The organism is Comamonas sp. SY3, assembly GCF_041730275.1.
Taxonomy (GTDB): Bacteria; Pseudomonadota; Gammaproteobacteria; order Burkholderiales; family Burkholderiaceae_C; genus Comamonas; species Comamonas sediminis.
On the sequence record NZ_JBGTYN010000002.1, the window covers coordinates 220,292 to 246,357 of the forward strand.

Genomic DNA, 26,066 nt, shown 5'->3' on the forward strand with positions numbered 1-26,066 from the left:
CCTAACCCGCTACACCACGTAGAGCAGCACAGCATCACGCCGCTGGGCCGCTGCCTGCCAGAAGCTGCGCAGCGCGGCCTGCCGGCGCACCCAGTGGCGCAGCGCGTCGATATCAGGCGGCGCTCCATCCTGCGCCTTTTGCCATGCAGGCATGCGCTGCACGAGTTCGCTGGCGCTGATCGCCGCCAAGCCTTGCGCGCTGTCGTTCACCATATCGGCCGGCCAGGCCCAGCAATGCTGAGCCAAGGTGCATTCCACCGCCACGCCGGGTTCGATCTCGGGCAGGCGTTGCATGTCTTGCTGCCACCAGCTGCCCTGGTCCAGCACGGCCAGCGGCCCGCCTTGTTCAGCACTGCGCTGCAGGTAGTCATCCATCGCCGAAGGCTCGACCAGCAAAGCCCGCAAGCCATGGCGCGGCATCGCATAAAAAAGTCCTTGCACGCTCATGCGGCCTCCCTGATGGATGTTTTCAGCTGCATCAGATGAGCACTGTTGTCCGGGTCACAGATCTGCACCAGCAACAGTGCTTTTTTCAGCGCGCTGCGGCGCGCGTCGGTTTGCCCGTGGGCCGCCAGAAAATCCGCAAACACCTCATAGGCGCGCGCAGCCGCCAACGAATAGCCCCGGCAACTGCGCTGCTGTATGCGCAAGGCCTGCTGCACCAGCGCTTTGACCCGCGTGGGCTGGTGGCGGATGGCAAAGGCTGCGTAGTCGGCCAGCATGAACGACACCGCCTCCGGATCGGGCATGTGCTGGCCTTGTTGGTCCAGCCGGTCAAGGCTGTCCAGGTACAGCGCCAGCCGCTGCCAGCATTGCAGGGCCTGTACCGTCTCACCCAGCGCCGCATGGGTGCTGGCCAGGCGCTGCAACAGCATGCACAGCCACAAAGCCTGCGCGGCGGCGTTGCCACTGCTGCGCAGATCCACCAGCGCCAGCGCTTGTGCGTAGTACCCATTGGCCCGGCGGTACTCCCCCTGGGCCTGGTACAGATCGCCCAGCTGTTGCAACGCGCTGCGCTGCATCGGCGCGGGCACGCCCCCACCGTCACGCAGGGACAGCGCCAGCACCGCCTGGCCATGCACACGTTGGCGCTCTGCATCGCCCAGGTGCTGGGCGATCTCCATCGCATGCAGGTGGTGCTGGGCCAGGTCGTGCACATCCCCTTCCTGGCCCGCTTGGCGCATCGCAATGGTCTGTTCACACCAGGTAAGCGCTTGGGCCCAGTCCTGCGATTGCATCAGCAGCGGATACTGTCCCGGCTGCAGCGCCGGCAGCGTAGCGCCCCCCGGCGCCATCTGGGGTGAGCGCAGGCGCTGCAACAGCACCTGGGCCTGTTGCACGGGCTGCGCCAGCTCGGCAAAGGCAGCGCCCAGGTGCACACCCATTTGCAGCTTTTTGCGCGCCGCATCCAGTTGCCCTGTTTGGTAGAAAGTCATCCCCTGCAGCAGATAGGCCATCGCCAGGTGCGGGTCGCTTTGGGGTTTGCGGCTGCGCTGTGCCAGGTATCTGACCAGTGTGTCCGCCTCCGCGTGGGCAGTCTGCACATCCTGGCTTGCCAGCGCATCGCCAATATGCTTTTGCGCCATCTGGATGGCCAAGGACTTCTTGTCAATCTGCGGATCGGTGGCGGGTTTGGGTGGCGGATCAGCCGGTAGAGCGGCGGCTATAGAAGGCTGGGCCACCGAGACGGGTATAGGCGCAGCGGCCACCTGTGCCTTGGCTGCAGGCATCGATGTCTGCTCATCCAGCTGCGACTGGGCAAAGGCCGACAAGCGCGAGTCCATGTCTTCTTCGACCCGAAAATAGTCGAACAGCCAAAAGCCATCGCGCAGCAGCCAAAAGACTATCGGGCCCAGCAGATAAGGCGCGTAACGTGCAGCTGGTCCACCCCATAGCCACAGCGCCGCGCACAGCAGGGACAAGGCCAGCTGCGCGACGGCGCTTGCATGGCGCCCCAAATAAAAGCGGTGGGCGCCCAGCCAGCCCACCGCCAACAACAGGCCCAAGGCCCATCGCGGATTCTTCTCTCCCATCCCTCTTCCCTTGTGCTTTGTTGGCTCTGCACATTACGACCGGGACTTGCACCGTGTTGGCGCCTCCCGGGGCGGCCTGTATCGCGGGAAGTATAGCAACCGCCATCGGCCACGCGAGGGCTGCCGGTACGCGCGGCCCCTGCAGTGGCCAAGAGAGCATTTCGGGCCTGCCGCCCAGCATGCATAGGCGTGCAGCGCAGACGCCAATCGCGGCAAAAGACTCTGCGTGAAGCCGGCCGGCACCGCCAAGGGGGCACCGGCGTTGCCCTGTCACATACTTGCCGATGCGGTGGCTTCGACGTGGCTTTCCGGCTTGGTGCGGGCGGCCTGCATCACCTCGTGCGGTGGCAGATGCTTCATGCGGTGGTCGCTCCAGACCTGGCGCCAGCGGCGCGCACCGGGCATACCCTGTCGCAGGCCCAGCATATGGCGTGCGATGGCGTACCAGTGCGTGCCATGCTCGGCCGCCTCGCGCTCCATGTAGCGCACCATCTCCTCTTCCACCGATTCGCGGCTGATGCCGTTGTCGGGTTCGGCGCCATAGAACTGCGCATCCCAGGTCGCCAGCCACCAGGGGTTGTGGTAGGCCTCACGCCCCACCATCACGCCGTCAACCTGCTCCAGCTGTGCCAGCACCGTGGCGTCATCGGCAATGCCGCCGTTGATGGCGATGGTCAGATGCGGGAAATCCTTTTTCAGCTGCGCCACCACGTCATAACGCAGCGGTGGGATCTCGCGGTTCTCCTTGGGCGAGAGCCCCTTGAGCCAGGCATTGCGGGCATGCACGACGAACACCTCGCAACCCGCATCGGCGACCGTTCCGATGAAGTCGCGCACAAAGTCATAGCTTTCGTTCTTGTCGATGCCAATGCGGTGCTTCACCGTCACGGGGATGTCCACCACATCCCGCATGGCCTTGACGCCATCGGCGACCAGCTCCTTCTCGTTCATCAGGCAGGCGCCAAAGGCTCCGCGCTGCACGCGTTCGCTGGGGCAGCCGCAGTTCAGGTTGACCTCGTCATAGCCCCAATCCTGCGCCAGTTGGGCGCACTGGGCCAGGTCCGCCGGCTCACTGCCGCCCAGTTGCAACGCGACCGGGTGCTCCTGCGCAGAAAAGCGCAGATGCCGCGCCACATCCCCATGGATCAGCGCGCCCGTGGTCACCATCTCGGTATAGAGCAAGGTCTGGCGGGTCAGCAGACGGTGAAAATAGCGGCAATGGCGGTCAGTCCAGTCCATCATCGGCGCGACGGACATGCGCCAAGGGCTGTGGGAGAGAGATTCAGTCATGGTGGTTGCGCGGCCAAGGCATGGCCCAAGAAGGGGTGGCGTGCAGTTGAGGCAGGGACTCATGCAGGCAATGGTGTATTTTAAATGTTGCGCCACCCGGGCGCTGACCGGCCTCAAAAAGGCCTGCGCATGCGCCTTCTGCCACCCGGAGGCCCGGCTTTGTCAAACGCGGTGGCGCTGCATGTTGGACGCGCGCCGCAGGACGATGCAGATCTGTACGACGAAGACCTGCTGCGGGTCGTACACAAAAGCAAACCGCTGGCGGTGGCTGATCTGGTAGGCCTGGGCGCTTTGCGCGCTAGGGCTGGGCCACTGCTGCCACGCGCGGCGGCCGGCCGGGTGATTCGCTAGTAGTAGTTCCCCAGCAGCGACCCGACCTCAATGAGCAGCAGCACCGCAAACATGCGCGCCAGACCGCTGAGGTCGGATGCGGGGCCCAGGGTCTCGTTGCGGTCCATGCCGTAAGGCCGGTACATGGCCGATGCGGTGGGGATCAATGCCACGGCCAGTCCGAACAGCACGGTCTTGAGCCCAAACAGCCAGGTCACCATCGGTGTGAATACACTGGCAAACATGCGCGTGTAGAGATCAAACCCGACCCAGCTGAGCCCATAAACGCTGAAATACACCATGACCAGCGACACCACGCAGGACAAGGCCGCCAACGTGATCGAGGCATACATGCTGGCCACCACCAGCGGCAGCATCTCGGTGCGTACGGGGTCATAGCCGTGTTGGCGCAGACGCTCAAAATGCCCGTCCTCGCGCATCTTGGCCAAGGAGGCCCCCGCAGGGATGGAACAGCGCATCGCCACAAACAGCGCGGCCGTCAGCGGAATCAGCTCCAGCACCAGCACGCGGATGACCATCTCGACGGCCACGCGCGAGAGGCCATAGCTGGTCGCGGTAACAAAGACGATGCGCGCCACCACCAGGCACAGCAACGCGGCCAGTGCGGTAAAGCCCAGCAGGATGGGCGCCGTGTCGACATACATGCGGCGCATCAGGCGCGCGCGCGTCTGCGGGCCATAGCTGCTGGGTGACATCAGCATCACCAGCACCACGGCGCCCAGATAGAAAATGCGCCACCAGGCCACCGCCCAGCGGCGCGCGGTGCGCCAGGTCCGGTGGGGCCATTGGGGTTGGAGCAGACTTGCCAGCATCAGGCGATCATAGGCGATAGATGCCAGCATGGGCAGTGTTCAGCAGCATGCCGGCAGCGCCAAGCATGGCCGCCGCCCGCTGCTGCAGCAGCTCAGGACTTCTGGCGCGCTTTCCAGTCCTGCACCGCCTTCAAGGTCTGCTGCACGTGTTCGAGCGGATCGCTGCCCTCATGCGCATAGATCACCTTGCCGTCCGGAGCGATTACATAGGAAATGCGCGATGCCGTTCCGGGCCGTGCGGCCGAGCCCGCGTCATAGGCCTTGATGGCCTTGGCATCGGGATCGGACGCAACGCTGAACTGGTCGCGGCAGGCTTCGCTGGAGAAGCGCTGCATCGTCGCGATGTCATCGTGCGAGATGCCGACGACCTGGGCACCGGATGCCGCAAAAGCAGGCGTGGCTTCGGCAAACGCATGGGCCTCGATGGTGCAGCCCTGGCTGAAGGCCTTGGGGAAGAAGTACAGGACCACGGGGCCGCGCTTCAAGGCGTCGGCCATGTCAAAACGCTGCACCTTGCCGGCCAATGCCGACTGGGTGCTGAAGAGCGGCGCCTGGGCGCCAACGGCCAGCGCCGCATGGCTGGGCAGGCTGACCAAGGCCGCACAGCCCATGACCACCGAGGCCAGCGCCCCCACGAGTTTTGCTTTCATAGTCGATCCTTCTGTTGTCACTGTTGTCATCTGCATACGCCCAAGGCGGGGCTGTCAGCCGCTTGTCATGTTTTGCATGCTGCAACCTGCCTGCGCAACATCGCCCAACACCACAGCCCCTAGAATATGCCACCTGGCGTGATGGCATGCATCATCACCCCTTTGACCGTTTATGCAACTACCTCCTTGGCCGCCTCTGCGAAAGCCATGCGAAGGTGTCACTCTCAAGGAGACAACACAATGATGAAACAGATTCTGCAATGCGCCGCCGTGGCCCTTACGGTGGGTGCAGCATCGGGTGCCATGGCCCAGGGCCCGGGGGCAGACTACCCCGGCAGCAAGCCCGTACGCATGGTCGTGCCCTTTCCGCCAGGCGGCGGCACCGATATCCTCGCGCGCATCATTGCACAAAAGCTCAGCGAGCAGAACCACTGGACCGTGGTGGCGGACAACCGTGCGGGCGCCGGCGGCACCATCGGTATCAGCGAAGTGGCCAAGGCCCAGCCCAGCGGCTATGACATCGTCATGGGCCAGAAGGACAATGTGGTGCTGGGCTACTACCTGTACAAGGGCCTGCCCTGGAACCCCGGCAAGGACCTGACGCCCATTGCCCATGTGGCCTATTCGCCGGTGATCATCGCCACGTCGGAAAACAGCAAATTCAAGACCTTGAACGATGTGATCGCCGCAGCCAAGGCCGATCCCGGCAAGATCACCTACGGCTCTCCCGGCAATGGCACGAGCATCCACATCGCCGGCGTGCTGTTTGAGAAGGCGGCCGGCGTCAAGCTGACCCATGTGCCTTACAAGGGCTCCAACCCCGCGCTGCTCGACACCTTGTCCGGCAATGTCGACCTGCTGGTCTCTTCGGTGCCCTCGGCCATCGGTCAGATCAAGGCTGGCAAACTGCGTCCGCTGGCCGTCACCTCGGCCAAGCGCAGCACGTCGCTGCCGGATGTGCCCACCGTCGCCGAGCTGGGCATGAAAGGCTTTGATGTGAGCACCTGGTATGGCCTGTTTGGCCCCAAGAACCTGCCCGCCCCCATCGTCAGCAAGCTCAACACCGAGGTGAACAAGCTGCTGGGCCAGAAGGAAGTGCAGGATTCCATCCTGGCCCAGGGCGCCGAGCCGCAAGCCATGTCGGTGTCTGACTTTGACAAGTTCTTCCACAAAGACTTCCAGGATGCCAAGGCCATCGTCGAAGCCTCCGGCGCGACCATCCAGTAACCCGAAGGCTTCGGCACGACAAGGGCACCTTGCAGGTGCCCTTTTTTTGTGGCCACGCCCAGTGGCCCACGGCGATGCAGGCGCTCAGGCGCCGTCGCCCTGGAATGCCTCGCGCCGCAGGGTCACCACCAGCGTGTCGCGGTGGCCGGCAGCCTCGCCCAGGGGCTGGATCGGCGTGCTCTCATGGATCATGCGGGCATCATCGAGCAGCATCAGCGACCAGGGCTCCGTCAACGTAAAGCGCAGGCCTTGCGGGCCCTGCGCATCAAACACCCGGGTCTCCCCGCCTTTGATGCCTTCGCGTGCCACCAGAAACACCGCCACCAGGTCCACGCCATCGCGGTGCGCGCCTTCGGGGGTGGGCCGGCCAATGCCTTCGGCGGTGTCGATGCGGAACTGGTGGGCCTCGGTGTACCAACGCGCATGTTCAGCGCTGGGAAACAGCGCCTGCGCCGTGTGCCCCAGCGCCCGCATGATCTGGCTCCATGCCGGCAGCGCCTGCGTGGTGTCCGTCACCGGTTCAAACCAGCGCTGCATGCCGCCATGCAAGGCGTTGTATTCCACCGGCTGCCAGTGGGCACGGTGGGCCACCGCCTGCACCTGGTCATCCTGCACCACATAGCAGGAATGGCGGCGCTTGCGGTACCGGCCGCCATCCTTGAGGTACGCATCGTGGGGCATTGCCTCCCAGTGGCCGCTGAGCGCCGCCAGCTCCTCTGGCTGGCAGGCGGCCCACTGTGCAACCGCTGCGGGGCTCAGCACCGCATAACCATAGGCGCGCAAGGTGCCGTCTACTGTGTCGGCATCGCAATAGGGAGGGGGAAAGGACTGCATGTAAAACTCCGTCAAGCGGGCGAGCTTACGGCGGTCTCAAAAGCATTGCGTGCTACACAACTTTGGGCAGCGCCGCAGCACTGCCCGCTGGCATCCCGTGGCACGCGCATGGGGCCCGGTTCGCGCCATCCCTGTCGCCGGGCGGCGCGCGCGGTCTTACTGGCGCACGACCAGCACCGGGATCAGGCTGTCGCTCAGCACCCGCTGGGTCACGCTGCCCAGCACCAGCTTTTCCAGGCCCTTGCGGCCATGCGACCCCATGACGATCAGGTCGGCACCGGTGGTTTTGACGGCTTCCATCACACCGTCGTGTACGGAGTGGCCTTCGCCCATCACGGTGTCGACGGGGATGCCCGCTTGCTCCATCGCGGATTTGACGGCGTCGAGCGCGGTGTGCGCATCGGCCGTGGCGGCCGACAGGTACTGCGCCTGGCCATAGGCAAAGTCGGCGCCCACGCCGGTAAAGGGATAAGGATCGATCACATAGACCGCCGTGACCTGGCTGCCAAAGGCCTTGGCAAGACCGGCGGCCTTGTTGACTGCGAGCATGGAGGTGGCAGACCCATCGACCGGCACCAGAATATGTTTGAACATAGTGTCACTCCTTTTAGTTGTTCCATGCATAACTTACTCTAAAACGCATGCCCCGGCAAACGGACGCGCACCCGGTTGCGCAGCAGCGCCCTGCGGTGGTTGCGCGGGGTTTGCGCTGCATCAAATGGTGGCCGGGCCCGTTGCCCGCGCCGCATAATGTCTGCTCCGCCCTGCTGGGCACCTACGCCTCTTGAAACCATGACAACACCGCTGCGCTCTCTTGGTCGATCCCCGCTGCAGGTCTCTTCTCTGTGCCTGGGTGGCAATGTATTTGGCTGGACGGCCGACGAGGCCACCAGTTTCAGGCTGCTGGACGCCTGGCTGGATGCCGGCATGAACTTTGTCGATACCGCTGACGTGTACTCGCGCTGGGCGCCAGGCCACAGCGGTGGCGAGTCCGAGCGCGTGCTGGGCAAATGGCTGCGCAGCACGGGCAAACGCGCGCAAGTGGTGCTGGCGACCAAGGTCGGCAAGGACATGGGCGATGGCAAGGTCGGCCTGCGCCCGGAGTACATTCGCCAGGCGGTCGATGCCTCACTGCAGCGCCTGCAGACCGACTACATCGACCTCTACCAATCGCATGACGACGACGCGCAGGTGCCGCTGGCCGATGTGATGGGCACCTTTGGCGAGCTGATCGCCGAAGGCAAGGTGCGGGCGGTAGGTGCCAGCAACTACAGCGCTGCACGGCTGGCAGCGGCGCTGCAGACCAGCGAACAGCATGGTCTGGCCCGCTATGAGAGTCTGCAGCCGCTCTACAACCTCTACGACCGTGCCGTGTTCGAGAAAGAGCTGCAGCCGCTGTGCGTTGCGCATGGCGTAGGCGTCATCAATTTCTACAGCCTGGCCGCCGGCTTTTTGACCGGCAAATACCGCAAGGCCGAAGATGCCAGCAAAAGCCCGCGCGGCGCCAAGACCACCCAGCTCTACCTCAATGACCGGGGCCTGCGTATTCTGGCCGCGCTGGAACAGGTCAGCGCCCGTGTCGCTGCACCGATGGGCGAAGTGGCTGTGGCCTGGGTCATGCGCCAGCCGGCCATTGCATCGCCGATTGCCAGTGCCAGCAACCTGGAGCAGCTGCAGTCGCTGATCCGCGCCAGCCAGTTGCAGCTGGATGCCGATGCCATGGCCACGCTCAACGCCGCCAGCGCCGAGGCTTGAAGCCCCTGGGCTAGACAGGCTAGGCCAGCAGAGCCGGCAAAATCTGCGCCGAAGGCAGGCGCCAGCACTGGTCAGCCACGCTGTCCAGTTCGGTGGGCTCGGGGTTGATGACCACCACATGGGCGCCACCGCGGGCCGCAATATGGGCCAGGCCAGCCGCAGGGTACACATGGCCGGAGGTGCCAATCACCAGCATCAGGTCACAGCCCTTGGCCGCATCTTGCGCCTGCTGCAGCTCGGCCTGTGGCAGAGCTTCGCCAAACCAGACGACACCCGGGCGCAGGTAGTTGCCGCAACCAGGGCACTGCGGCGGCGCATCGCCTTCGGTGAAATGGGCATCGCAACAGGCCTTGGGCGGCAGCAGCCAGCGGTTGTCCATCAGGTTGCCGTGCAGGCACAGCACCGGCCTGCTGCCGGCACGTTGGTGCAGGCCATCCACATTCTGTGTGACCAGGGTCATCCGATCAGGATGGCGCGCCTGCCATTGCGCCAGCGCCACATGGCCGGCATTGGGCATCACCCGGCCGATGAGATCACGGCGGTACTGGTACCAGTCCCAGACCCGCTGCGGATGGGCCAGAAAACCCGCCTCGCTGGCCATCTCCTCCGGGCTGAACTGGGCCCAGTAACCCGTCTGCGCATCCCGAAACGTGGGAACACCCGACTCGGCACTCGCCCCCGCGCCCGTCAGCACCAGCACATGCCGCGCGTTTTGCAAGCGCTGTCGCAGGCTGGCAATTTCTGTATCAGCAATAGGCGGGCCTGCGGGCGCATGCAAGGAGTCAAAAGTCATATATGCCAAGTCAAATTCGGAGTGCCCAGCATACGGCAAGCCGCAAGCACTGCCGCCGCACTGCGGCTTGGTGTTGGCTGCCACCGCAACGCGACTTACATTCTGAAACGGCCGCTGCCATTTGGTGATGGACAGATGCCCGCGCTGGCGCCCAGAATGGCTGACCATAACAAGGAGACAAAGATGCAATTCATTCCCTATCTGAACTTCGATGGCCATTGTGCCGAGGCCATGGCTTTTTACGCCCAGCTGTTTGGCGGCCAGATCATGCACCAGATGCGCTTTAGCGACATGCCGCCCAGCGAGGGCATGCCGCCGCTTCCGCCTGAAGCGCAATCCCGGCTGATGCACGCGCATCTGCAGGTGGGCAGCCAGGCCATCATGGCCTCGGACACGATGCCTGCAGTGCCAGGCGGCGGTCCCGAGACCTGTGGTGGCGGCTATGTCAAACCCCAGGGCATGTGGGTGTCCATCGGTGTGGATTCCGCAGCCGATGGCCAGCGCATCTTCAACGGCCTGGCGGACGGTGGCCAGGTCGCGATGCCATTCTCCGCCACCTTCTGGTCACCGGGCTTTGGCATGGTGACCGACCGTTTTGGCACGCCGTGGATGGTGAACGTCCAAACGCAGCCCGCTGCCTGATCCCGCTGTCTGAGGCCCAACCACCGAACCGAGCCACCCACCATGTCTGTACAGCCCCATCTCCATGATCTGGTACTCAGCCGCCAGATCAACGCCCCCGCCGCCACCCTCTACCGCTGCTGGACCGAGCCTGCACTGCTTAGCCAATGGTTTGTGCCCAGGCCCTGGACGATTGCCAGCGCCGACATCGATGTGCGCGTCGGCGGCGGCAGCCAGATCGTCATGTGCGACCCGCAAGGCAACGAGTACCCCAATGCCGGCGTGTACCTGGAGGTGGTGCCGGACCGCAGGCTGGTCTTTACCGATGCCTACACGGCTGGCTGGGTGCCCAGTACCAAACCTTTCATGACGGCCATCATCGAGTTTGAGCCCGATGGCGGCCAGACCCGCTACACCGCTACCGTGCGGCACTGGAGCGAAGAGACCCGCAAGCAGCATGAGGCCATGGGCTTTCACACCGGTTGGGGCTTGGCCACCGACCAGTTGGTGGCCCTGGCTGCCACGCTGTAGCCAAGGCGTGGCCGCTGCCGTTGCCATGTAGCGGCTATGCATCACAGCGCCGTTGTGCGCCAAGGAGACCCCCATGCCCTATGTCGATGGATTTGTAGTGCCGGTGCCCCGCGCCAAGCTGGATGCCTACCGCGCCATGGCCGAGGCAGCCGGCAAAGTCTGGATGGAACATGGCGCGCTGCAGTACTGGGAATGTGTGGGCGACGATGTGCCCGATGGCGAAGTCACCTCGTTCCCGATGGCCGTCAAGCTGCAGCCTGATGAGGTCGCCTGCTTTTCCTGGATCGTCTATACCTCACGCGCCGAGCGCGACCGCATCAATGCCGCGGTGATGGCCGACCCGCGCCTGGCCGACATGCAACCGGCGAACATGCCGTTCGATGCCAAGCGTATGATTTTTGGCGGCTTTACACCGGTCGTGCAACTGGGAACCTGATAGCCCCGGCCCCGGCCCGGCCAAGCCAGGCTGAGCGCCGTCAGCCCAAAACCCCGGCCATCTCGGCCCGCACCAGCAGCCCTTTCAAGGCCTCGCTCTTGCGCAGCTGCAGCTGGCCCTCATAGCCCTGCACAATCTGCTGCGCAATCGCCAGGCCCAGGCCCGTGCCTGCGACCGTTTCGTCAAAGCGCTTGCCCCGCGCACCGGCCGCCTGCATCTGTGCGCCCGTCATGCCCGGACCATCGTCCTCTACCTGCAGCACCAGGCCCTGGGTGGCGTTGCCCTGCACCGTCAGCCGCACCTGGGAGGCAGCCCACTTGCCGGCGTTGTCCAGCAGGTTGCCCAGCAACTCTTCCAGATCGGCGCGCTCACCCCGCCACCACAAGGCGTTGCCCGCTTCCACCAGCTGCCAGTCCAGGCCGCTGGCTTGGTGCAGCTGGCGCAGCATCGCCAGCATCTGCCGCGCGCAGGCCAGCACGTCGATCGGCAAGCCCGCGCTTGCGCCATGTACCAAGGTCGCATCGCTGAAGGTACGGGCCTGGTAGCGGTCAATCAGCCGCGCCATCGCCGTGGTCTGCTGCTGCACCAGCTGCGCTGGTACGGTTGCGCCGCTGCCGGCATGGGCCATCAGCAGCGATAAAGGTTTTTTCAGCGCATGGTTCAGATCGGCCGCGTGCGAGCGCGAGCGCTCCACCACCAGGGTGTTGCGTGCCAGCAAGGCCGCCAACTCCTGCTGCAAGGGCTGCAAGTCCGTGCCCAGCGGCAACTGGGCAATCTGCTCGGTGGCAGACGGCGCCCCTGGCAACGGCTTGCCCAGGCCGGCAATCACATCGACTAGGCGTTTGAGCGGGGCCAGGCCCACGCGCAGCTGCAGCCAGACCAGCGCGCCAATCAGCAACAGCAGCACCGCGCCAGTGACCCCGAGGACCTGGTCGATGCGGCGCAGGCTGGCCATCAATGGCTGCGCGGGACCAAAGACCTGCAAATACATCGGCGCTGCGCCTGCGCCGGGTGCCACCGGAAAATGCTGCACCAACAGCGCCTCCCGTTGTGGGCCGGCCGCCTGTTGCAGGCGTTCGCTGCCCCACAGCCCGCCCTGCTCCACCACCAGGTCCGGCTGGTCCCACAGCGATCGTGAGCGGGCCAGCACTACCGGTGCAGCCGCAGTGCGCAACTGCGCAGGCGCCTGACCCTGCAGCTGCCAGTACCAGCCGGAGAAAATGGCACTGAACTCGTCACTGCCGCCAGCCGCCTCTTGCACCTTGCCATCGGGCAGCAACGCCAGGCGGGCGTTGATGCGCTCGGATTTCTCTTCCAAGGTGCGCGACATGCTGCCCAGCAGGCTGGCATGCACCTCGTAGCGCAGCCACCAGCCGCCCAGCACCATCACCAGCAGGCTGGGCACGATGACCAACGCAGCCATGCGCGCAGCGAGCGACCAGCGCCGCACATGCGGGCGCCGGGAGGCAGGGCTCAGAGGCAAGACCATGGTGCTGGGCATCGGCAGCGCTAGCTGGGCGCGTTCAGGCGAAAGCCCTGCCCGCGCTCGGTTACCAGCAGATCGGACTGGCGCAGCTTGCGCCGTATGCGGCCGATCAGCACGTCGATGGTGTTGGAGTCCGGGTCCAGATCGCGGGCATAGACATGCTCGCTGATCTCGGTGCGCGTCAGCACCCGGTTGGGGTGGTGCATCAGATAGGCCAGAATCTTGTGCTCCTGCGCCGTCAGTTGCAGACTCTGGCCGACCTGCAAGAAGCGGCCAGCCGTCACGTCGTACTCCAGGCAGCCTGCCCGCAGCACCGTGGCAGCACTGCCCGAGGTGCGGCGCAGCATGGCGCGCAGGCGCAGTACGACCTCATCGAGCATGAAGGGCTTGGTCAGGTAGTCGTCGGCGCCCGCACCAAATCCCGCCACCTTGTCGCTCCAGCGGTTGCGGGCGGTCAGGATCAGCACGGGCCACTGGCAGCCCGCCTCGCGCCAATCGCGCAACACCGTCAAACCATCGCGCTGGGGCAGACCCAGGTCCAGCACGGCTGCATCGTATTGCTCGGTGCTGCCGGCAAAGGATGCGGCATCGCCATCGGCCTCCACATCGACCGAAAAGCCAGCACGCACCAGCGCCTGCTCCATCTGTGCCGCCAGTTCGGCATCGTCTTCCACGACCAGAATGCGCATCCGCCGTCAATCCTCTATTTTTTGCTTGAGCACCTGCAGACTGCGAGCGTCTACCTTGAGCTTCAAGGTGTTGCCGTTGCCCTGCAGCAACTCGATGTCGTAATAAGAGCCCTGGCTCTCGTCATGCTCCAGCTCCACCTCCAGCACCTGGCCGGAAAACCGGGGCGCCAGCGCGTGCAATACCTCGTCCACCCGCTTGAGCGGCGCCGGGTTGCGGGCCTTGGCCTGGGCCGATGGCAGCACCTGGCCAGTGGCCGCATCCATCACCAGCTTGCGGTAGCCCTGCTGGTCCGCGCTGAGCTTGATTTCATAGACGCCCCGGCCCTGGCTATCGCGCTCGAACTCCACATCGGTGATGCGGCTGGTGTGCTGCTGGGCCAGTTTGGCCAGGTACTGGGCCAGCTCCAGCATACCCAGTGCCTGCGAGCGGTCCTTGGCAACTTGCTGCACGGTCTGGCCGCTGGCCGCGTCGATCAGCAGCTCTTGCTTGAGGCCCTGGTGGTCCACCAGCTTGATCTCGTAGCGCAGCTCGCCCTTGGGGCCGCGCTTGGTCTCGACATCCACCACGCGGCCGGCCTGGCTGGTGGCAATATCGCTCAGGATGGCCGACAGGGGCTTGTACTGGCCGGTGGCTACCGCCGCACGCACGGCATCATGCTCGGCGGCCTGGCTGGCGCCGCCCAGCAGCAAGCTGCCGGCCAGCGACCAGGCAGCGATGCAAGAAAAGCGGGGTGGAATTTGCGCCATGGCTGGCATTATGACAAGCGCGATTAAACAGACCATGAACGGCTGCTTCACACGGCGTTTAGGGCCGTTTTTCAATACTTCAGGCCATGACGAATCAGCCACCTGCTGGTTTGCATGCCACAACATTGAAGGGATTGAACCATGAAGAAGACCACCATTGCCTGGATCCTGGGTGCCGCCAGCGTCGCTGCCAGCCTGCCGTTTGCCGCCCAGGCCTACAACGCCCAGGAAGTGCTCAACAGCATCACCGCCAGCGGTCTGGTTGCCCCCCAGGACCTGGAAAAGCAATACGGTTACTGGACCGCGAAGGCCACCCAGCAGGACGGCAACCGCGCCTATGTGCTGGTGAACGATGCTGACGGCAGCCTGCTGGCCATTCGCAAGGCCGAGCTGGGCACCACCTACCCAGGTGCGAGCCAGGTCACTGCCAAGCTGCAGTCGCTCGGCTATGGCCAGATCAAGGAGGTGGAGTTTGACGATGGTTTCTGGGAGGCCAAGGTGCGCGGCACCAATGGCATCAAGCAAAAGCTGGTGCTGCACCCGGTAAGCCTGGAGGTGCTGTCCCAGCCCGGCCAGCCTGCCCCCAACCCGGGTGCCGGTGCGGGCAGCGCCATGCTGAGCGCAGCGCAGATCCACCAGCTGCTGACCCAGGCGGGCTACACCCATATCCGCGACCTGGAGCTTGATGACGGCATCTGGGAAGCCGATGCGATCAATGCCCAGGGTTTCCGCGTGGAGCTGAAGATCCACCCCGAAACCGGTGTGGTGCTGCGTGAAAAGCTGGACGACTAAGCCGCCCCCCACAAAAGCAAAAGGCTGAGCCCGATGGGGTTCAGCCTTTTTTTTATGGCGCGGCGCCTGGGACGCTGCGCAGCGGGAAGGGGTTGTTAACCTGCCTTGGCAGGCGTGCGCTGGCGCAGCGCTTCATACAGGCAAACGCCGCTGGCCACCGACACGTTGAGGCTGGAGACGGCCCCCATCATCGGGATGCCGATCAGCTCATCGCAGGTCTTGCGCGTGAGCTGGCGCATGCCGTCGCCTTCGGCGCCCAGCACCAGGGCCACGGGGCCCTTCAGGTCCACCTGGTACAAGGTGTTGGGGGCGTCGTCGCTGGTGCCAATGATCCAGACATTGCGCTCCTTGAGCTCCTTCAAGGTGCGCGCCAGGTTGGTCACCATGAAATACGGCACCGTCTCGGCGGCACCACTGGCCACCTTGGCCACCGTGGCGTTGATGCCCACGGCATGGTCCTTGGGCGCAATCACTGCATGGGCGCCGGCACCATCGGCCACGCGCAGGCAGGCACCCAGGTTGTGCGGGTCGGTCACGCCGTCCAGCACCAGCAGCAGCGGCGAGGTGACGCCGGCTTCTTCCAGGTCGTCGAGCAGCTCATCCAAGGTGCGGGTGTCCTTGATCTCTTCGACGCGGGCAGCCACGCCCTGGTGGCCATGCGAGCCTGCCAGCTTCGCGATGCGTGGGGCATCCGCTTCGATCAGCCGCACCCCCGCCTCTTTGGCGCGCTCAAGGAACTGGCGCATGCGCGCATCGCGGCGCGTGGACTCGAAATAGACTTCGATGATCGATTTGGGCGCAGTCTTCATGCGCACACCAACGGCATGGAAGCCGAACAACACTTTGGGGGATGACATAGGGCAGCATTATCGCTGCTTGCCCATACCCCGGGGGCACAGCGACAATCCTGCGCAAGGGCGACCAGCCGCGCCTTCGCAAAACGGCTCACTCAGCGACGCTCCCAGCCCATGACCTCTACCCCCTCCGCAGCCTTTGCGGCCCACGTGATCGATATCCATGGCAGCGATGGCGCCCAGCCTGTGCCCGATCCCCATCTGCATCCCCTGCCCTTCCTGCAGTACCTGTACCAGGTGGCGGTGCGCGATGCACTGCCGCTCGAAGGCCTGAGCCAGCATTTGCCCGCAGTGCCCAAGGGCCGCACCCTGGTGATTGGCGCGGGCAAGGCGGGCGCGGCAATGGCGCAGGCGATGGAGCAGCTGTGGCCCCCGCAGGCGCCGCTGTCGGGCTTGGTTGTTACCCGCTACGGGCATATACCGCCGCGCCCGCCGGGCCTGGCCCAGCGCATCGAGGTGGTGGAAGCCGCCCACCCCGTGCCCGATGCCGCCGGCCTGCTTGCGGCAGAGCGCATGCTGGCGCTGACTGAGGGGCTGAGCGCCGATGACCTGGTGGTCTGCCTGATCTCGGGCGGCGGCTCCGCGCTGCTGACCTTGCCGGCCGAAGGCCTCAGCCTGGCCGACAAGCAGCGCATCAACCGGGAGCTGCTGGAGAGCGGCGCCCACATTGGCGAGATGAACTGCGTGCGCAAGCACCTCTCGCGCATCAAGGGCGGGCGCCTGGGTGCCGCCTGCCACCCGGCGCAGGTGGTCAGCCTGCTGATCAGCGACGTGCCTGGTGATTCGCCCGCCGTCATCGCCAGCGGCCCCACGGTGCCCGACCCCAGCAGCTGCGCCGATGCGCTGGCGATTTTGGAGCGCTATGCGATTGCGCTACCCGAGCCTGTGCGTGCAGCGCTGCACAGCGGCGCGCTGGAAACCCCCAAGCCCGGCGACCCGCGCTTTGCCGGCCACCAGGTGCAACTGATCGCCACGCCGCAGCAGTCCTTGCAGGCAGCGGCCGCTGCCGCACGCGATGCCGGCATCGCCTGCCATGTGCTCAGCGACGAGATGGAGGGTGAATCGCGTGAGGTGGCCAAGGTGCATGCGGCGCTGGCCCGTGCCGTGGCCTTGCATGGCCAGCCCTTTGCACGGCCATGTGTGATTCTGTCTGGCGGTGAGACCACGGTGACGGTGCGCAAACCGGCCGACGGCGCCGCGCGGGGCCGGGGCGGCCGTGCGGGCGAGTTCTGCCTGGGCCTGGCCCAGGCGCTGCAGGCCGTGCCCGGCGTATGGGCGCTGGCCGCTGATACCGATGGCATTGATGGAGTGGAAGACAATGCCGGCGCCGTGGTGACGCCGGACACCCTGGCCCGGGCCGCTGCGCTGCAGCTCAAACCCGCCGCCTACCAGCACCGCAATGACAGCTATGGCTTTTTTGGCCCGCTGGGCGACCTGGTGGTGACCGGCCCGACCCACACCAATGTGAATGATTTTCGGGCGCTGCTGGTGCTGCAGCCGATGGATGCCGCGATGAAAAAAGCGGCCAGCTGACGCTGACCGCTTCGTCATCGTTTGCCTGGCTCAGCGGCTGCCAAAACGGCCACGGCAACCGCGCGTGACCCAGATGCGGCGCGCGCGGTCGTCATAGCCCCAGGTGTAGCCTTCGCGGCAGCTGTCGCTGGACAGCTGCTCCAGCAGCACCGGGCGGCCCCAGCGCGCATTCCACTCGCAGCTGTTGTCGCGGCGGTCATCGCTGCTGCAGGTCAGCTCACGGCCCTGGTCATAGCCGGGGTTGGGCCGGCCACCACCGTAGCCGCTGCTGATTGCAAAGTCGGCGCGGCAGCCACGGCTGACCCAGACCGAATCACCGCTCTGGCCCCAGCTGCGGCCCTCATCGCAGCGCGAATCCGAGAGCTGGCGGGCGACCTCGACCCGGGCACCGCGTGGAATCGCGCACTCGCGCATGCGGCCGTCATTGCTTTCGCAGCGCACCAGCTGGTTGCTGCCGCCGCCTCCCCAGCCACCACCACTCCAGCCGCCACCACCTCGGCCATCGGCAAAACGGGCGCGGCAGCCGTCGGTCACCCAGACCACGCCTCCGCCACGGTGGCCCCAGCTGCGGCCTTCCACGCAGGAGGCGCTCGACAAGGTCTCGCTCACCACCGGGTCGCGGAAGGGGGTGCGGCATTCGCGCGTGCGTCCGTCCTGGCTCTCGCAGGTCACCTCACCATCGCGCCCGTATTGCGCCTGCGCCGCAGGGGCGATGGCCGCCAATGCCAGTGCCAACGCGCCCAGCGCGGCGCCGCTCCATGTCGTTGTCGCCATTGCTCTCTCCTCGTTGTTGTCGTCGATGGGGGCCAAGGTTAACCCGAAATCAGAGGCGGTTTTGTAAGCCAAGCCAGCAAAAAAGGCGAACCGTCGCTCGCCTGGGTCACGGTGGGTTGCCACCCAATGATGCTCAGGGCATCACCGGCGGAATATAGGCCAGCGTCTGGCCCAGGAACCACAGCAGGAACAGCACCACCGGGATATGCACCAGCAGCTGCACAAAGGTGAAGCCGATCAGATCGCGTGCCTTGAGACCCAGCACGCCCAACAGCGGCAGCATGTAGAAGGGGTTGATCAGATTGGGCAAAGCCTCGGCGGCGTTGTAAATCTGCACGGCCCAGCCCAGGTGGTACTGCAGGTCGTTGGCCACCTGCATCACATACGGTGCCTCGATGATCCACTTGCCGCCGCCCGAGGGGATGAAGAAGCCCAGGATGGCCGAGTAGACGCCCATCAGCAGCGCATAGGTGTCATGCGTGGCGATCTGGGTGAAGAAGGTCGAGATGTAGTGCGCAATCGTATGGCCATCCACGCCCTTGACCTCGGTCATGATCGCGGCGATCGAACCGTAGAGCGGGAACTGGATCAGCACACCGGTGGTAGTGGGCACGGCGCGTGCCACCGCATCCAGAAAGCTGCGCGGGCGCCAGTGCAGCAAGGCACCCACCATCAGAAAAATCAGGTTGTAGGTGTTGAGGCCCGAGATGGCCTGAATCGCCGGCTTGCTGGAGAACTCTTCCACCATCCAGCCGACCGCCAGCAGCACCAGAAAAATGATCAGGATGGGGCTGTGTTCCAGCCATTCACCCGGGCGGGTGGGCCTGCTCACCGGCTGCGCTTCGGCGCTGATGTCCACCTGGCAGGCGGCGGCATCCTTGGCGTTGGCAGCGCCGGGCGCCGTCACGTAGGCAATCACCAGCGAGATCAGCACCAGCGCCAGCAGCATCACGCCCGATTGCCACAGAAAAATCGTCTCGGTGAACGGGATCACACCGGTGATCGCCAGGATGGACGGCGGCAGGCTGGCCGGATTGGCCTGCAGCTGCGCTGCCGACGAGGAAATGCCCAGCGCCCAGACAGCGCCCAGGCCCAGGTAGGCAGCGGCACCAGCGGCGCGGTAGTCCATTTTCAGATCGGTGCGGCGGGCCAGTGCCTTGACCAGCAGGCCACCAAACACCAGGCTCAAGCCCCAGTTGAGCAGCGAGGCGACCATCGAGATCAGTGCCACCCAGGCCACCGCGCTGCGGCCATTGCCCGGCACCTTGGCCAGCGCTTCAATCAGCCGCGATGCAGGCTTGGAGCTGGCCACCACATAGCCGCCAATCACCACAAAGGCCATCTGCATCGTGAACGGGATCAGGCTCCAGAAACCCTTGCCAAAGGCCTTGCTGGTCTCTTGCACCGGCACACCGATGGCCAGCGCAGCCAGCACCACGATCGCAATACCCACGACCGCAAACACCCAGGAATCGGGAAACCACTTCTCGGCCCAAGCCGCACACCGCATCGCAAACCGCGCCGAACGGCTCTCTTCCAATTGCACCGACATAGTCACCTTTCTGTCTCTCGTTAAATTCAAAGCGCGGCGATCTTCTCACGCGGGCAGGTCAATTTCGTTAAGTGCGACTACGTACCGCCATGCGAAATAGTCAGAGTGGCGAAGGCATGGCTGCCGTGCAGACGCAAAAAAGCCTCCTGCTCTGCAGGAGGCTCGTTGGGGAGTGCGAAGCGGGTTGAAGCGCGATCAGACCCGCTCGGCCACCCAGGCCTGAACGCCCGCCAGCGCTTGCGCCAGGCCGGCCGGGTTGGTGCCGCCAGCCATCGCCATGTCTGGCTTGCCGCCACCCTTGCCGCCCACTTGCTGGGCCACAAAGTTCACCAGTTCACCGGCTTTGACCTTGCCAATGCTGTCCTTGGTCACGCCTGCGGCCAGCTGCACCTTGTCGCCGTCTACAGCCGCCAACACGATGGCGGCGGTGCCCAGCTTGTCCTTGAGCTTGTCCATCGTGTCGCGCAGCGCCTTGGCATCGGCGCCATCCAACGTAGCGGCCAGCACCTTGATGCCCTTGACGTCCACCGCCTGGCCGGCCAGCTCATCGCCCTGGCTCGAAGCCAGCTTGCCCTTGAGCTGCGCCAGCTCCTTCTCCAGCGCCTTGATCTGGTCGAGCGCGCCACCGATGCGGTGGTTCAGCTCGGCCACAGGCGCCTTCAACGTGGCGGCGGCTTCGTCCACGGTCGATTCCAGCGACTGCAGGTAGGCCAGCGCGTTCTCGCCGGTCACCGCTTCGATACGGCGCACGCCAGCGGCCACGCCGCCTTCGGCGACGACCTTGAACAGGCCGATATCGCCGGTGCGCTGCACATGGGTGCCGCCGCAGAGTTCACGGCTCGAACCAATGTCCAGCACGCGCACGGTCTCGCCGTACTTTTCGCCAAACAGCATCATCGCGCCGGTCTTCTGCGCGCTCTCGATGTCCATCACGCGCGCGCCGGTTTCAGTGTTCGCCAGGATCTCGGCATTCACGCGCTTTTCGATCTCGCGCTTTTGCGCATCGGTCACCGGGCTGTTGTGCGCAAAGTCAAAACGGGTGCGTTCTGCGTTGACCAGGCTGCCCTTTTGCTGCACGTGCTCGCCCAGCACCTCACGCAGCGCCTTGTGCATGATGTGGGTGACCGAGTGGTTGCGCATGGTGGCGGCGCGCAAGGCGGTGTCCACCTCGGCCTGCACTGCATCGCCCACCTTGAGGCTGCCCGCAGCCAGCTGGCCATGGTGGCCAAACACATCGGCCTTGATCTTCAGCGTGTCTTCCACGACAAAGCGGTTCGCACCGGCCGAGATCACGCCCTGGTCGCCCACCTGGCCACCCGATTCGGCGTAGAACGGGGTGGTGTCCAGCACCACCACGGCCGTCTGGCCCGCTTCGATCGCGTTGACGCTGCTGCCGTCGACATACAGCGCCACGACCTTGGCGGGCTCGCTCAGCTGCGTGTAGCCGGTGAAGGCATTGGCCGCGCCGGTGTATTCGAGCGCGCGGTCCATCTTGAACTTGCCCGCTGCGCGGGCCTGGCTCTTTTGCTGCTCCATCGCTGCATGGAAGCCTGCCTCGTCCACGCTCAGGCCGCGTTCGCGCGCCACGTCGTTGGACAGGTCCAGCGGGAAGCCGTAGGTGTCGTGCAGCTTGAAGGCCACATCACCGGGCAGCACCTTGGCGCCGCCGGCCAGCGCGCTGTCCAGGATGTCCATGCCATTGGCCAGGGTCTCGAAGAAGCGCTCTTCCTCGACCTTGAGCACTTCGGTGATGCGCGCTTCCTGCTCGCGGATCTTGGGGTAGGCATCGCCCATGACGGCGACCAGGTCCTTGACCAGCTTGTGGAAGAACGGCGTCTTCTGGCCCAGCTTGTAGCCGTGGCGGATGGCGCGGCGGATGATGCGGCGCTGCACATAGCCGCGGCCTTCGTTCGATGGGATCACGCCATCGGCCACCAGGAACGCGGTCGCGCGGATGTGGTCGGCGATCACCTTCAGCGATGGGGTTTCCAGATCGTCGATATGGGTCTCGCGTGCAGCGGCCTTGATCAGTGCCTGGAACAGGTCGATCTCGTAGTTGCTGTGCACGTGCTGCAGGATGGCGGCCAGGCGCTCCAGGCCCATGCCGGTATCGACGCAAGGGGCGGGCAGCGGCTTGACCGAGCCGTCTTCGGCCATGTCGAACTGCATGAACACGTTGTTCCAGATTTCGATGAAACGATCACCGTCTTCATCGGGCGAGCCTGGAGGGCCGCCGGCAATGTGCGGGCCATGGTCGTAGAAGATCTCCGAGCAAGGGCCGCAAGGGCCGGTGTCGGCCATCATCCAGAAGTTGTCGCTCTTGTAGCGGCCACCCTTGTTGTCGCCAATGCGGATCACGCGCTCGGGGGGCAGACCGATTTCCTGGGTCCAGATGTCGTAGGCCTCGTCGTCCTCTTCGTAGACGGTGGCCAGTAGCTTCTCGGCCGGCAGCTTGTAGACCTCGGTCAGCAGCTCCCAGGCCCACTTCAGCGATTCGCGCTTGAAGTAGTCGCCAAACGACCAGTTGCCCAGCATTTCGAAGAAGGTGTGGTGGCGCGCGGTATAGCCCACGTTTTCCAGGTCGTTGTGCTTGCCGCCGGCGCGCAGGCAGGTCTGCACGCTGGTCGCCCGGGTGTAGGGGCGCTTGTCGGTGCCCAGGAACACATCCTTGAACTGCACCATGCCGGAGTTGGTGAACATCAGCGTGGGATCGTTGCCCGGCACCAGCGGGCTGGACGGAACAATGGTGTGCCCCTTGGACGCGAAAAAGTCCAGAAAGGTCTTGCGGATCTCAGCGACGGAAAAAGTGGGTGTACTCATGGTGTGAAGCGGTGGTGGCGCCTGCCCGGCTTCCGTTGAAGCGGTGCAGGCGCGAATCTTCCATTATAGGGTTTGGTCGTTACCAGAGGCGCAGCCCGTACCGGGCCCTGCGCTGCGGTTTACTGGGGCACGGGCAGAGGAGCCGCCTTGCGCTTGCCCTCGTGCTCCTTCATGCGTTTTTCATGGGCCTCCAGCCGCCGCTGCGCGGCCTGCTGCTTGGCATCGTATTCTTCTTGGGCTTCACTGATGTTGTCGGGGCGCTCGGCATTCTGGCGCTGCTGCGCGCGCTGCTTGCTGTCGAGCTTGCCCGCCTGGCTGGTAGCGCGGCGGGCAGCGTCCTGCTCGCGGCGCTGCTGCTGCTCGGCCATACTCTCGGCATTGCGTTTGGGCGCATGGCTGCTGCGCTGGGCCGCCTGCTCGTCATGCGCCTTCTGGCGCTGTTCCAGATCGGGCTGGTTCAGCGCACCACCATCCAGTGTGGGGTGCTTGCGCTCAAAATCGTTTTGCTTGGACGCACGCGAAGCACGCTGGTTGGCGGTTTTCTCTTCGCGCTCCTGCGCGTTGATGGCGAGTTCGCGCTGGCGCAGCGCGCGCTCTTCGGTGTTGTACTGGCTGCGCACCTTCTGCAGGCAGTCCGTTACCGCAAAGTGCTGGTAGCAGATCTTTTCGTTGTTGGCCAGACGCGCTTCGCTATCCTTGCGCTCCTGCGAAATCTGGGCACGCGCCTGCGTGCGCTCCTGCGCATTCGAGGTCTTGCCGGAGGCCGCATGGGCCAGGCTGCCGGCAGTCAGCAGCAGCAACAAAGTCAGGGTGTTCAAACGAGGCATGGTGCCCTCTCCTGTCAGGTCAGCGCAGTGTCGACCACGCGCCGCTCCAGCGACAAATACTCCTGCGACTGCATCTCGTTGAGGCGCGAGACGGTGCGCGGAAACTCATGGGACAGCGGCCCTTCGGTGTAGAGCTGCTCGGGTGGCACCGCCGCCGACATGATGAGCTTGACCCGGCGGTCATAGAGCACATCGACCAGCCAGGTGAAGCGGCGGGCGGGCGAGGCCATGTTGACGAACATCTGCGGCACATTGGACAGCAGCACGGTGTGGAACTGGGTGGCCAGCTCCAGGTAGTCGTTCTGCGAGCGCGGATTGACGCAGAGCTCATGGAAATCGAACCAGATCACGCCCCCCGCACGCCGGCGCGGCTTGAGCTCACGCGACTCGATCTTGAACACCGGCTTCTCGTCGGGCACTTCGGCGAGCTGGCCAAAGGTCTGCTCCATCGCCGCATCGGCCTCGGGCCCCAGCGGGCAATGGTAGAGCTGGGCCAGCTCCAGTGCGCGGCGGCGGTAGTCCGTGCCATTGTCGACGTTGATCACATCCATGCGCTCGTTGAGCAGATCGATGGCCGGCAGGATGCGGTCGCGGTGCAGGCCGTCGGGGTAGAGGCCATCGGGCGTGAAGTTGGAGGTGGTGACAAAGCCCACGCCGTTGTTGAACAGCGCCAACAGCAAGCGGTAGAGGATCATCGCATCGGTGATGTCCGCCACATGGAACTCATCAAAGCAGATGAGCTTGTACTTCTTGGCGACCCTGGCGCCCAGCACATCGAGCGGGTCCTGCGTGCCCTTGAGCAAGGTCAGCTCGCGCTGCACCTCGCGCATGAACTCATGGAAATGCAGACGCACCTTGCGGCGCAGTGGCACGGCATTGAAAAAGCAATCCATGATGAAGCTCTTGCCGCGCCCCACCCCGCCGTACATGTAGACCCCGCGCGGAATGTCGGGGTGGTTGATCAGCTTCTTGATCGGGTTCGAGCGCTTGTTCTTGTACTGCTCCCAGGCATCGGCACAGCGCTGCAAGGCCTCCACCGCACACATCTGTGCCGGATCACTTTGAAAACCCTTGGCCTTGAGTTCGGCCTCGTATGCATCTCTTACCGCTGTACCCATGGGTGTCTCAATCTCTTGTTGCTCTAAGAACCTGTTGACGGTCTTCTAAATGACATAGCCTCTGGCGCAGAACCCATCTGCACCAGAGGCTATTTTCACCTAAATCTTCAGGATCAGAAGTTCAGGGTGCGCTTGTCCACGGCCAGTGCCGCTTCCTTGGTCGCTTCCGACAGCGATGGGTGGGCGTGGCAGATGCGGGCGATGTCTTCGCTCGATGCCTTGAACTCCATCGCCACCACGGCTTCGGAGATCAGCTCCGAGACCATCGGGCCTACCATGTGCACGCCCAGGATTTCGTCGGTCGTGGCGTCTGCCAGGAACTTGACCATACCGGTGGTGTCGCCCAGCGCACGTGCGCGGCCATTGGCCAGGAACGGGAAGGTGCCTGCCTTGTAGGCGACGCCGTCGGCCTTGAGCTGCTGCTCGGTGCGGCCCACCCAGGCGATTTCAGGGCTGGTGTAGATCACCCATGGGATGGTCGCAAAGTTCACATGGCCGTGTTGGCCGGCAATGCGCTCGGCCACGGCAACGCCCTCTTCCTCGGCCTTGTGTGCCAGCATCGGGCCACGCACCACATCGCCCACTGCCCACACGCCAGGCAGGTTGGTCTTGCAGTTCTCGTCGACGACAATCGCGCCACGCTCGTCCAGCGCCAGGCCCACGGCTTCGGGGTTCAGACCAATGGTGTTGGCCACGCGGCCGATGGACACGATCAGGCGGTCCACGTCCAGCTGCTGGGCTTCACCCTTGGCGTTGGTGTAGCTGATCTGCACACCCTTCTTGTCGGCCTTGATGTCGCCGACCTTGACGCCCAGCTCGATCTTCAGGCCTTGCTTGTCAAAGGACTTCTTGGCTTCCTTGGCGATTTGCTCGTCCACGGCAGGCAGGAACTTGTCCATGCCTTCGAGCACCGTCACTTCGGTGCCCAGGCGGCGCCAGACCGAGCCCATTTCCAGGCCGATCACGCCAGCACCGATCAGGGCCAGCTTCTTGGGCGCGGCGCCCAGACGCAGTGCGCCATCGTTGGACAGGATGCGGTCTTCGTCGAAAGGCGCGCCAGGCAGCGCGCGGGCATTGGAGCCGGTGGCCACAATGATCTGCTTGCCGGTGATGGATTCCTCTTCCTTGCCCGCGACCTTGATTTCATAGCCGCCATCGGCGGCCTTCACGAAGGAGCCACGGCCGTGGAAGAAGGTGACCTTGTTCTTCTTGAACAGGTACTGGATGCCGTCGTTGTTCTGCTTGACGACGTTATCCTTGCGGGCAATCATCTTGGCCACATCCATGCTGACCTTGCCGGTCGAGATGCCGTGGTCCGCAAAATGCAGATTGGCGTGCTCGAAATGCTCGGACGACTGCAGCAGTGCCTTGGACGGAATGCAACCGACGTTGGTGCAGGTGCCGCCCAGTGCAGGGCCGCCGGCTGCGTTCTTCCACTCGTCGATACATGCCACCTGCATGCCCAGCTGGGCTGCACGGATGGCCGCTACATAACCGCCGGGGCCGCCGCCGATCACGACGACATCAAATTGCTTGCTCAT

General features: G+C 64.7%; 25 protein-coding genes. 7 read left to right on the plus strand and 18 right to left on the minus strand.

Features of this window, described 5'->3' with window-relative positions; translation table 11 throughout:
• Nucleotides 1–9: 9 nt before the first annotated feature.
• The 5 genes from ACCQ08_RS04045 to ACCQ08_RS04065 form a co-directional block, all read right to left on the minus strand.
• Nucleotides 10–447 (minus strand): hypothetical protein, encoded by a 438-nt coding sequence (locus ACCQ08_RS04045; protein WP_373448969.1) that lies wholly within the window; start codon nucleotides 445–447, stop codon nucleotides 10–12.
• Entirely contained in the window at nucleotides 444–2,033 is a 1,590-nt protein-coding gene (locus ACCQ08_RS04050) for an NINE protein (RefSeq protein WP_373448970.1), read from the minus strand. The genes ACCQ08_RS04045 and ACCQ08_RS04050 overlap by 4 nt, the downstream gene beginning before the upstream one ends.
• 270 nt (nucleotides 2,034–2,303) lie before the next feature.
• Nucleotides 2,304–3,323 (minus strand): tRNA dihydrouridine(20/20a) synthase DusA, encoded by a 1,020-nt coding sequence (gene dusA / locus ACCQ08_RS04055; RefSeq protein ID WP_373448971.1) that lies wholly within the window; start codon nucleotides 3,321–3,323, stop codon nucleotides 2,304–2,306.
• 347 nt (nucleotides 3,324–3,670) lie between these two features.
• Nucleotides 3,671–4,486 carry an ABC transporter permease gene (locus ACCQ08_RS04060; protein WP_239812699.1) on the minus strand — a complete coding sequence of 272 codons (816 nt, stop codon included), beginning with the start codon at nucleotides 4,484–4,486 and terminating at the stop codon, nucleotides 3,671–3,673.
• 92 nt (nucleotides 4,487–4,578) lie between these two features.
• A complete protein-coding gene (locus tag ACCQ08_RS04065; RefSeq protein WP_312836263.1) occupies nucleotides 4,579–5,136 on the minus strand; it encodes a peroxiredoxin in 558 nt (185 codons plus the stop codon).
• 240 nt (nucleotides 5,137–5,376) lie between these two features.
• Here ACCQ08_RS04065 and ACCQ08_RS04070 point away from each other — a divergent pair, with 240 nt between their 5' ends.
• On the plus strand, nucleotides 5,377–6,363 hold the full coding sequence (locus ACCQ08_RS04070) for a tripartite tricarboxylate transporter substrate binding protein (protein ID WP_312409173.1): 987 nt from the start codon (nucleotides 5,377–5,379) through the stop codon (nucleotides 6,361–6,363).
• An 84-nt stretch (nucleotides 6,364–6,447) separates the two neighbouring features.
• On the opposite strand, the gene ACCQ08_RS04075 is transcribed toward ACCQ08_RS04070, so the two are convergent.
• Together ACCQ08_RS04075 and ACCQ08_RS04080 are read right to left on the minus strand one after the other, a co-directional pair.
• Complete coding sequence (locus tag ACCQ08_RS04075; protein ID WP_369459180.1) at nucleotides 6,448–7,197, minus strand: 2OG-Fe dioxygenase family protein; 750 nt, start codon at nucleotides 7,195–7,197, stop codon at nucleotides 6,448–6,450.
• A gap of 156 nt (nucleotides 7,198–7,353) precedes the next feature.
• Entirely contained in the window at nucleotides 7,354–7,791 is a 438-nt protein-coding gene (locus ACCQ08_RS04080) for a universal stress protein (RefSeq protein WP_239812143.1), read from the minus strand.
• A 198-nt stretch (nucleotides 7,792–7,989) separates the two neighbouring features.
• Here ACCQ08_RS04080 and ACCQ08_RS04085 point away from each other — a divergent pair, with 198 nt between their 5' ends.
• Nucleotides 7,990–8,952 carry an aldo/keto reductase gene (locus ACCQ08_RS04085; protein ID WP_373448972.1) on the plus strand — a complete coding sequence of 321 codons (963 nt, stop codon included), beginning with the start codon at nucleotides 7,990–7,992 and terminating at the stop codon, nucleotides 8,950–8,952.
• A 19-nt stretch (nucleotides 8,953–8,971) separates the two neighbouring features.
• Here ACCQ08_RS04085 and ACCQ08_RS04090 read toward each other — a convergent pair whose 3' ends face one another.
• The gene (locus ACCQ08_RS04090; protein ID WP_373448973.1) at nucleotides 8,972–9,745 is read right to left on the minus strand and encodes an NAD-dependent deacetylase; all 774 of its coding nucleotides are present in this window, start codon (nucleotides 9,743–9,745) and stop codon (nucleotides 8,972–8,974) included.
• A gap of 183 nt (nucleotides 9,746–9,928) precedes the next feature.
• On the opposite strand from ACCQ08_RS04090, the gene ACCQ08_RS04095 reads away from it, so the two are divergent.
• The 3 genes from ACCQ08_RS04095 (at nucleotide 9,929) to ACCQ08_RS04105 (ending at nucleotide 11,333) form a co-directional block, all read left to right on the plus strand.
• Nucleotides 9,929–10,387 (plus strand): VOC family protein, encoded by a 459-nt coding sequence (locus ACCQ08_RS04095; RefSeq protein WP_239812146.1) that lies wholly within the window; start codon nucleotides 9,929–9,931, stop codon nucleotides 10,385–10,387.
• A gap of 42 nt (nucleotides 10,388–10,429) precedes the next feature.
• Entirely contained in the window at nucleotides 10,430–10,897 is a 468-nt protein-coding gene (locus ACCQ08_RS04100) for an SRPBCC family protein (RefSeq protein WP_239812147.1), read from the plus strand.
• A gap of 73 nt (nucleotides 10,898–10,970) precedes the next feature.
• Nucleotides 10,971–11,333 carry a DUF1428 domain-containing protein gene (locus ACCQ08_RS04105; RefSeq protein WP_239812148.1) on the plus strand — a complete coding sequence of 121 codons (363 nt, stop codon included), beginning with the start codon at nucleotides 10,971–10,973 and terminating at the stop codon, nucleotides 11,331–11,333.
• 40 nt (nucleotides 11,334–11,373) lie between these two features.
• Here ACCQ08_RS04105 and ACCQ08_RS04110 read toward each other — a convergent pair whose 3' ends face one another.
• From ACCQ08_RS04110 to ACCQ08_RS04120, 3 genes are read right to left on the minus strand one after another with little or no spacing between them, the layout of a single operon-like run.
• Nucleotides 11,374–12,822, minus strand: a complete 1,449-nt coding sequence (locus tag ACCQ08_RS04110) for a sensor histidine kinase (RefSeq protein WP_373448974.1) — start codon at nucleotides 12,820–12,822, stop codon at nucleotides 11,374–11,376.
• A 20-nt stretch (nucleotides 12,823–12,842) separates the two neighbouring features.
• Nucleotides 12,843–13,508, minus strand: a complete 666-nt coding sequence (locus ACCQ08_RS04115) for a response regulator transcription factor (protein ID WP_373448975.1) — start codon at nucleotides 13,506–13,508, stop codon at nucleotides 12,843–12,845.
• Nucleotides 13,509–13,514: 6 nt separating this feature from the next.
• On the minus strand, nucleotides 13,515–14,255 hold the full coding sequence (locus ACCQ08_RS04120) for a PepSY domain-containing protein (protein WP_373448976.1): 741 nt from the start codon (nucleotides 14,253–14,255) through the stop codon (nucleotides 13,515–13,517).
• A 141-nt stretch (nucleotides 14,256–14,396) separates the two neighbouring features.
• On the opposite strand from ACCQ08_RS04120, the gene ACCQ08_RS04125 reads away from it, so the two are divergent.
• Nucleotides 14,397–15,047, plus strand: a complete 651-nt coding sequence (locus ACCQ08_RS04125; RefSeq protein WP_373448977.1) for a PepSY domain-containing protein — start codon at nucleotides 14,397–14,399, stop codon at nucleotides 15,045–15,047.
• Between the two features lie 95 nt (nucleotides 15,048–15,142).
• Here ACCQ08_RS04125 and rlmB read toward each other — a convergent pair whose 3' ends face one another.
• Nucleotides 15,143–15,904 (minus strand): 23S rRNA (guanosine(2251)-2'-O)-methyltransferase RlmB, encoded by a 762-nt coding sequence (gene rlmB / locus ACCQ08_RS04130; RefSeq protein ID WP_116925577.1) that lies wholly within the window; start codon nucleotides 15,902–15,904, stop codon nucleotides 15,143–15,145.
• A gap of 111 nt (nucleotides 15,905–16,015) precedes the next feature.
• Here rlmB and ACCQ08_RS04135 point away from each other — a divergent pair, with 111 nt between their 5' ends.
• A complete protein-coding gene (locus ACCQ08_RS04135; protein WP_373448978.1) occupies nucleotides 16,016–17,434 on the plus strand; it encodes a glycerate kinase in 1,419 nt (472 codons plus the stop codon).
• Nucleotides 17,435–17,464: 30 nt separating this feature from the next.
• Here the strand turns inward: ACCQ08_RS04135 and ACCQ08_RS04140 are convergent, their stop codons facing one another.
• From ACCQ08_RS04140 to lpdA, 6 genes are all read right to left on the minus strand, one after another.
• Complete coding sequence (locus tag ACCQ08_RS04140; protein WP_373448979.1) at nucleotides 17,465–18,208, minus strand: DUF3011 domain-containing protein; 744 nt, start codon at nucleotides 18,206–18,208, stop codon at nucleotides 17,465–17,467.
• Nucleotides 18,209–18,341: 133 nt separating this feature from the next.
• Nucleotides 18,342–19,760 carry a short-chain fatty acid transporter gene (locus ACCQ08_RS04145; RefSeq protein ID WP_373448980.1) on the minus strand — a complete coding sequence of 473 codons (1,419 nt, stop codon included), beginning with the start codon at nucleotides 19,758–19,760 and terminating at the stop codon, nucleotides 18,342–18,344.
• Between the two features lie 195 nt (nucleotides 19,761–19,955).
• Complete coding sequence (gene alaS / locus ACCQ08_RS04150; protein ID WP_373448981.1) at nucleotides 19,956–22,580, minus strand: alanine--tRNA ligase; 2,625 nt, start codon at nucleotides 22,578–22,580, stop codon at nucleotides 19,956–19,958.
• Between the two features lie 119 nt (nucleotides 22,581–22,699).
• Nucleotides 22,700–23,407 carry a hypothetical protein gene (locus ACCQ08_RS04155; RefSeq protein ID WP_373448982.1) on the minus strand — a complete coding sequence of 236 codons (708 nt, stop codon included), beginning with the start codon at nucleotides 23,405–23,407 and terminating at the stop codon, nucleotides 22,700–22,702.
• A 14-nt stretch (nucleotides 23,408–23,421) separates the two neighbouring features.
• Entirely contained in the window at nucleotides 23,422–24,525 is a 1,104-nt protein-coding gene (gene zapE / locus ACCQ08_RS04160) for a cell division protein ZapE (RefSeq protein ID WP_373448983.1), read from the minus strand.
• Nucleotides 24,526–24,638: 113 nt separating this feature from the next.
• Nucleotides 24,639–26,066: a dihydrolipoyl dehydrogenase gene (gene lpdA, locus ACCQ08_RS04165; protein WP_230778264.1), complete on the minus strand. Its 1,428-nt coding sequence runs from the start codon at nucleotides 26,064–26,066 to the stop codon at nucleotides 24,639–24,641.

What these genes read in the sequence shown, in the direction of transcription:
- ACCQ08_RS04105 (WP_239812148.1), top strand. Translation starts at nt 10,971, where the DNA reads ATGCCCTATGTCGATGGATTTGTAGTGCCGGTGCCCCGCGCCAAGCTG.
- ACCQ08_RS04050 (WP_373448970.1), bottom strand. Translation starts at nt 2,033, where the DNA reads ATGGGAGAGAAGAATCCGCGATGGGCCTTGGGCCTGTTGTTGGCGGTG.
- rlmB (WP_116925577.1), bottom strand. Translation starts at nt 15,904, where the DNA reads ATGTCATCCCCCAAAGTGTTGTTCGGCTTCCATGCCGTTGGTGTGCGC.
- ACCQ08_RS04100 (WP_239812147.1), top strand. Translation starts at nt 10,430, where the DNA reads ATGTCTGTACAGCCCCATCTCCATGATCTGGTACTCAGCCGCCAGATC.
- ACCQ08_RS04145 (WP_373448980.1), bottom strand. Translation starts at nt 19,760, where the DNA reads ATGTCGGTGCAATTGGAAGAGAGCCGTTCGGCGCGGTTTGCGATGCGG.
- ACCQ08_RS04140 (WP_373448979.1), bottom strand. Translation starts at nt 18,208, where the DNA reads ATGGCGACAACGACATGGAGCGGCGCCGCGCTGGGCGCGTTGGCACTG.
- dusA (WP_373448971.1), bottom strand. Translation starts at nt 3,323, where the DNA reads ATGACTGAATCTCTCTCCCACAGCCCTTGGCGCATGTCCGTCGCGCCG.
- ACCQ08_RS04110 (WP_373448974.1), bottom strand. Translation starts at nt 12,822, where the DNA reads ATGGTCTTGCCTCTGAGCCCTGCCTCCCGGCGCCCGCATGTGCGGCGC.
- zapE (WP_373448983.1), bottom strand. Translation starts at nt 24,525, where the DNA reads ATGGGTACAGCGGTAAGAGATGCATACGAGGCCGAACTCAAGGCCAAG.
- ACCQ08_RS04070 (WP_312409173.1), top strand. Translation starts at nt 5,377, where the DNA reads ATGATGAAACAGATTCTGCAATGCGCCGCCGTGGCCCTTACGGTGGGT.
- ACCQ08_RS04095 (WP_239812146.1), top strand. Translation starts at nt 9,929, where the DNA reads ATGCAATTCATTCCCTATCTGAACTTCGATGGCCATTGTGCCGAGGCC.
- ACCQ08_RS04135 (WP_373448978.1), top strand. Translation starts at nt 16,016, where the DNA reads ATGACCTCTACCCCCTCCGCAGCCTTTGCGGCCCACGTGATCGATATC.
- ACCQ08_RS04115 (WP_373448975.1), bottom strand. Translation starts at nt 13,508, where the DNA reads ATGCGCATTCTGGTCGTGGAAGACGATGCCGAACTGGCGGCACAGATG.
- ACCQ08_RS04065 (WP_312836263.1), bottom strand. Translation starts at nt 5,136, where the DNA reads ATGAAAGCAAAACTCGTGGGGGCGCTGGCCTCGGTGGTCATGGGCTGT.
- alaS (WP_373448981.1), bottom strand. Translation starts at nt 22,580, where the DNA reads ATGAGTACACCCACTTTTTCCGTCGCTGAGATCCGCAAGACCTTTCTG.
- ACCQ08_RS04125 (WP_373448977.1), top strand. Translation starts at nt 14,397, where the DNA reads ATGAAGAAGACCACCATTGCCTGGATCCTGGGTGCCGCCAGCGTCGCT.
- ACCQ08_RS04080 (WP_239812143.1), bottom strand. Translation starts at nt 7,791, where the DNA reads ATGTTCAAACATATTCTGGTGCCGGTCGATGGGTCTGCCACCTCCATG.
- ACCQ08_RS04085 (WP_373448972.1), top strand. Translation starts at nt 7,990, where the DNA reads ATGACAACACCGCTGCGCTCTCTTGGTCGATCCCCGCTGCAGGTCTCT.
- ACCQ08_RS04120 (WP_373448976.1), bottom strand. Translation starts at nt 14,255, where the DNA reads ATGGCGCAAATTCCACCCCGCTTTTCTTGCATCGCTGCCTGGTCGCTG.
- ACCQ08_RS04090 (WP_373448973.1), bottom strand. Translation starts at nt 9,745, where the DNA reads ATGACTTTTGACTCCTTGCATGCGCCCGCAGGCCCGCCTATTGCTGAT.
- lpdA (WP_230778264.1), bottom strand. Translation starts at nt 26,066, where the DNA reads ATGAGCAAGCAATTTGATGTCGTCGTGATCGGCGGCGGCCCCGGCGGT.
- ACCQ08_RS04060 (WP_239812699.1), bottom strand. Translation starts at nt 4,486, where the DNA reads ATGCTGGCAAGTCTGCTCCAACCCCAATGGCCCCACCGGACCTGGCGC.
- ACCQ08_RS04075 (WP_369459180.1), bottom strand. Translation starts at nt 7,197, where the DNA reads ATGCAGTCCTTTCCCCCTCCCTATTGCGATGCCGACACAGTAGACGGC.
- ACCQ08_RS04045 (WP_373448969.1), bottom strand. Translation starts at nt 447, where the DNA reads ATGAGCGTGCAAGGACTTTTTTATGCGATGCCGCGCCATGGCTTGCGG.
- ACCQ08_RS04155 (WP_373448982.1), bottom strand. Translation starts at nt 23,407, where the DNA reads ATGCCTCGTTTGAACACCCTGACTTTGTTGCTGCTGCTGACTGCCGGC.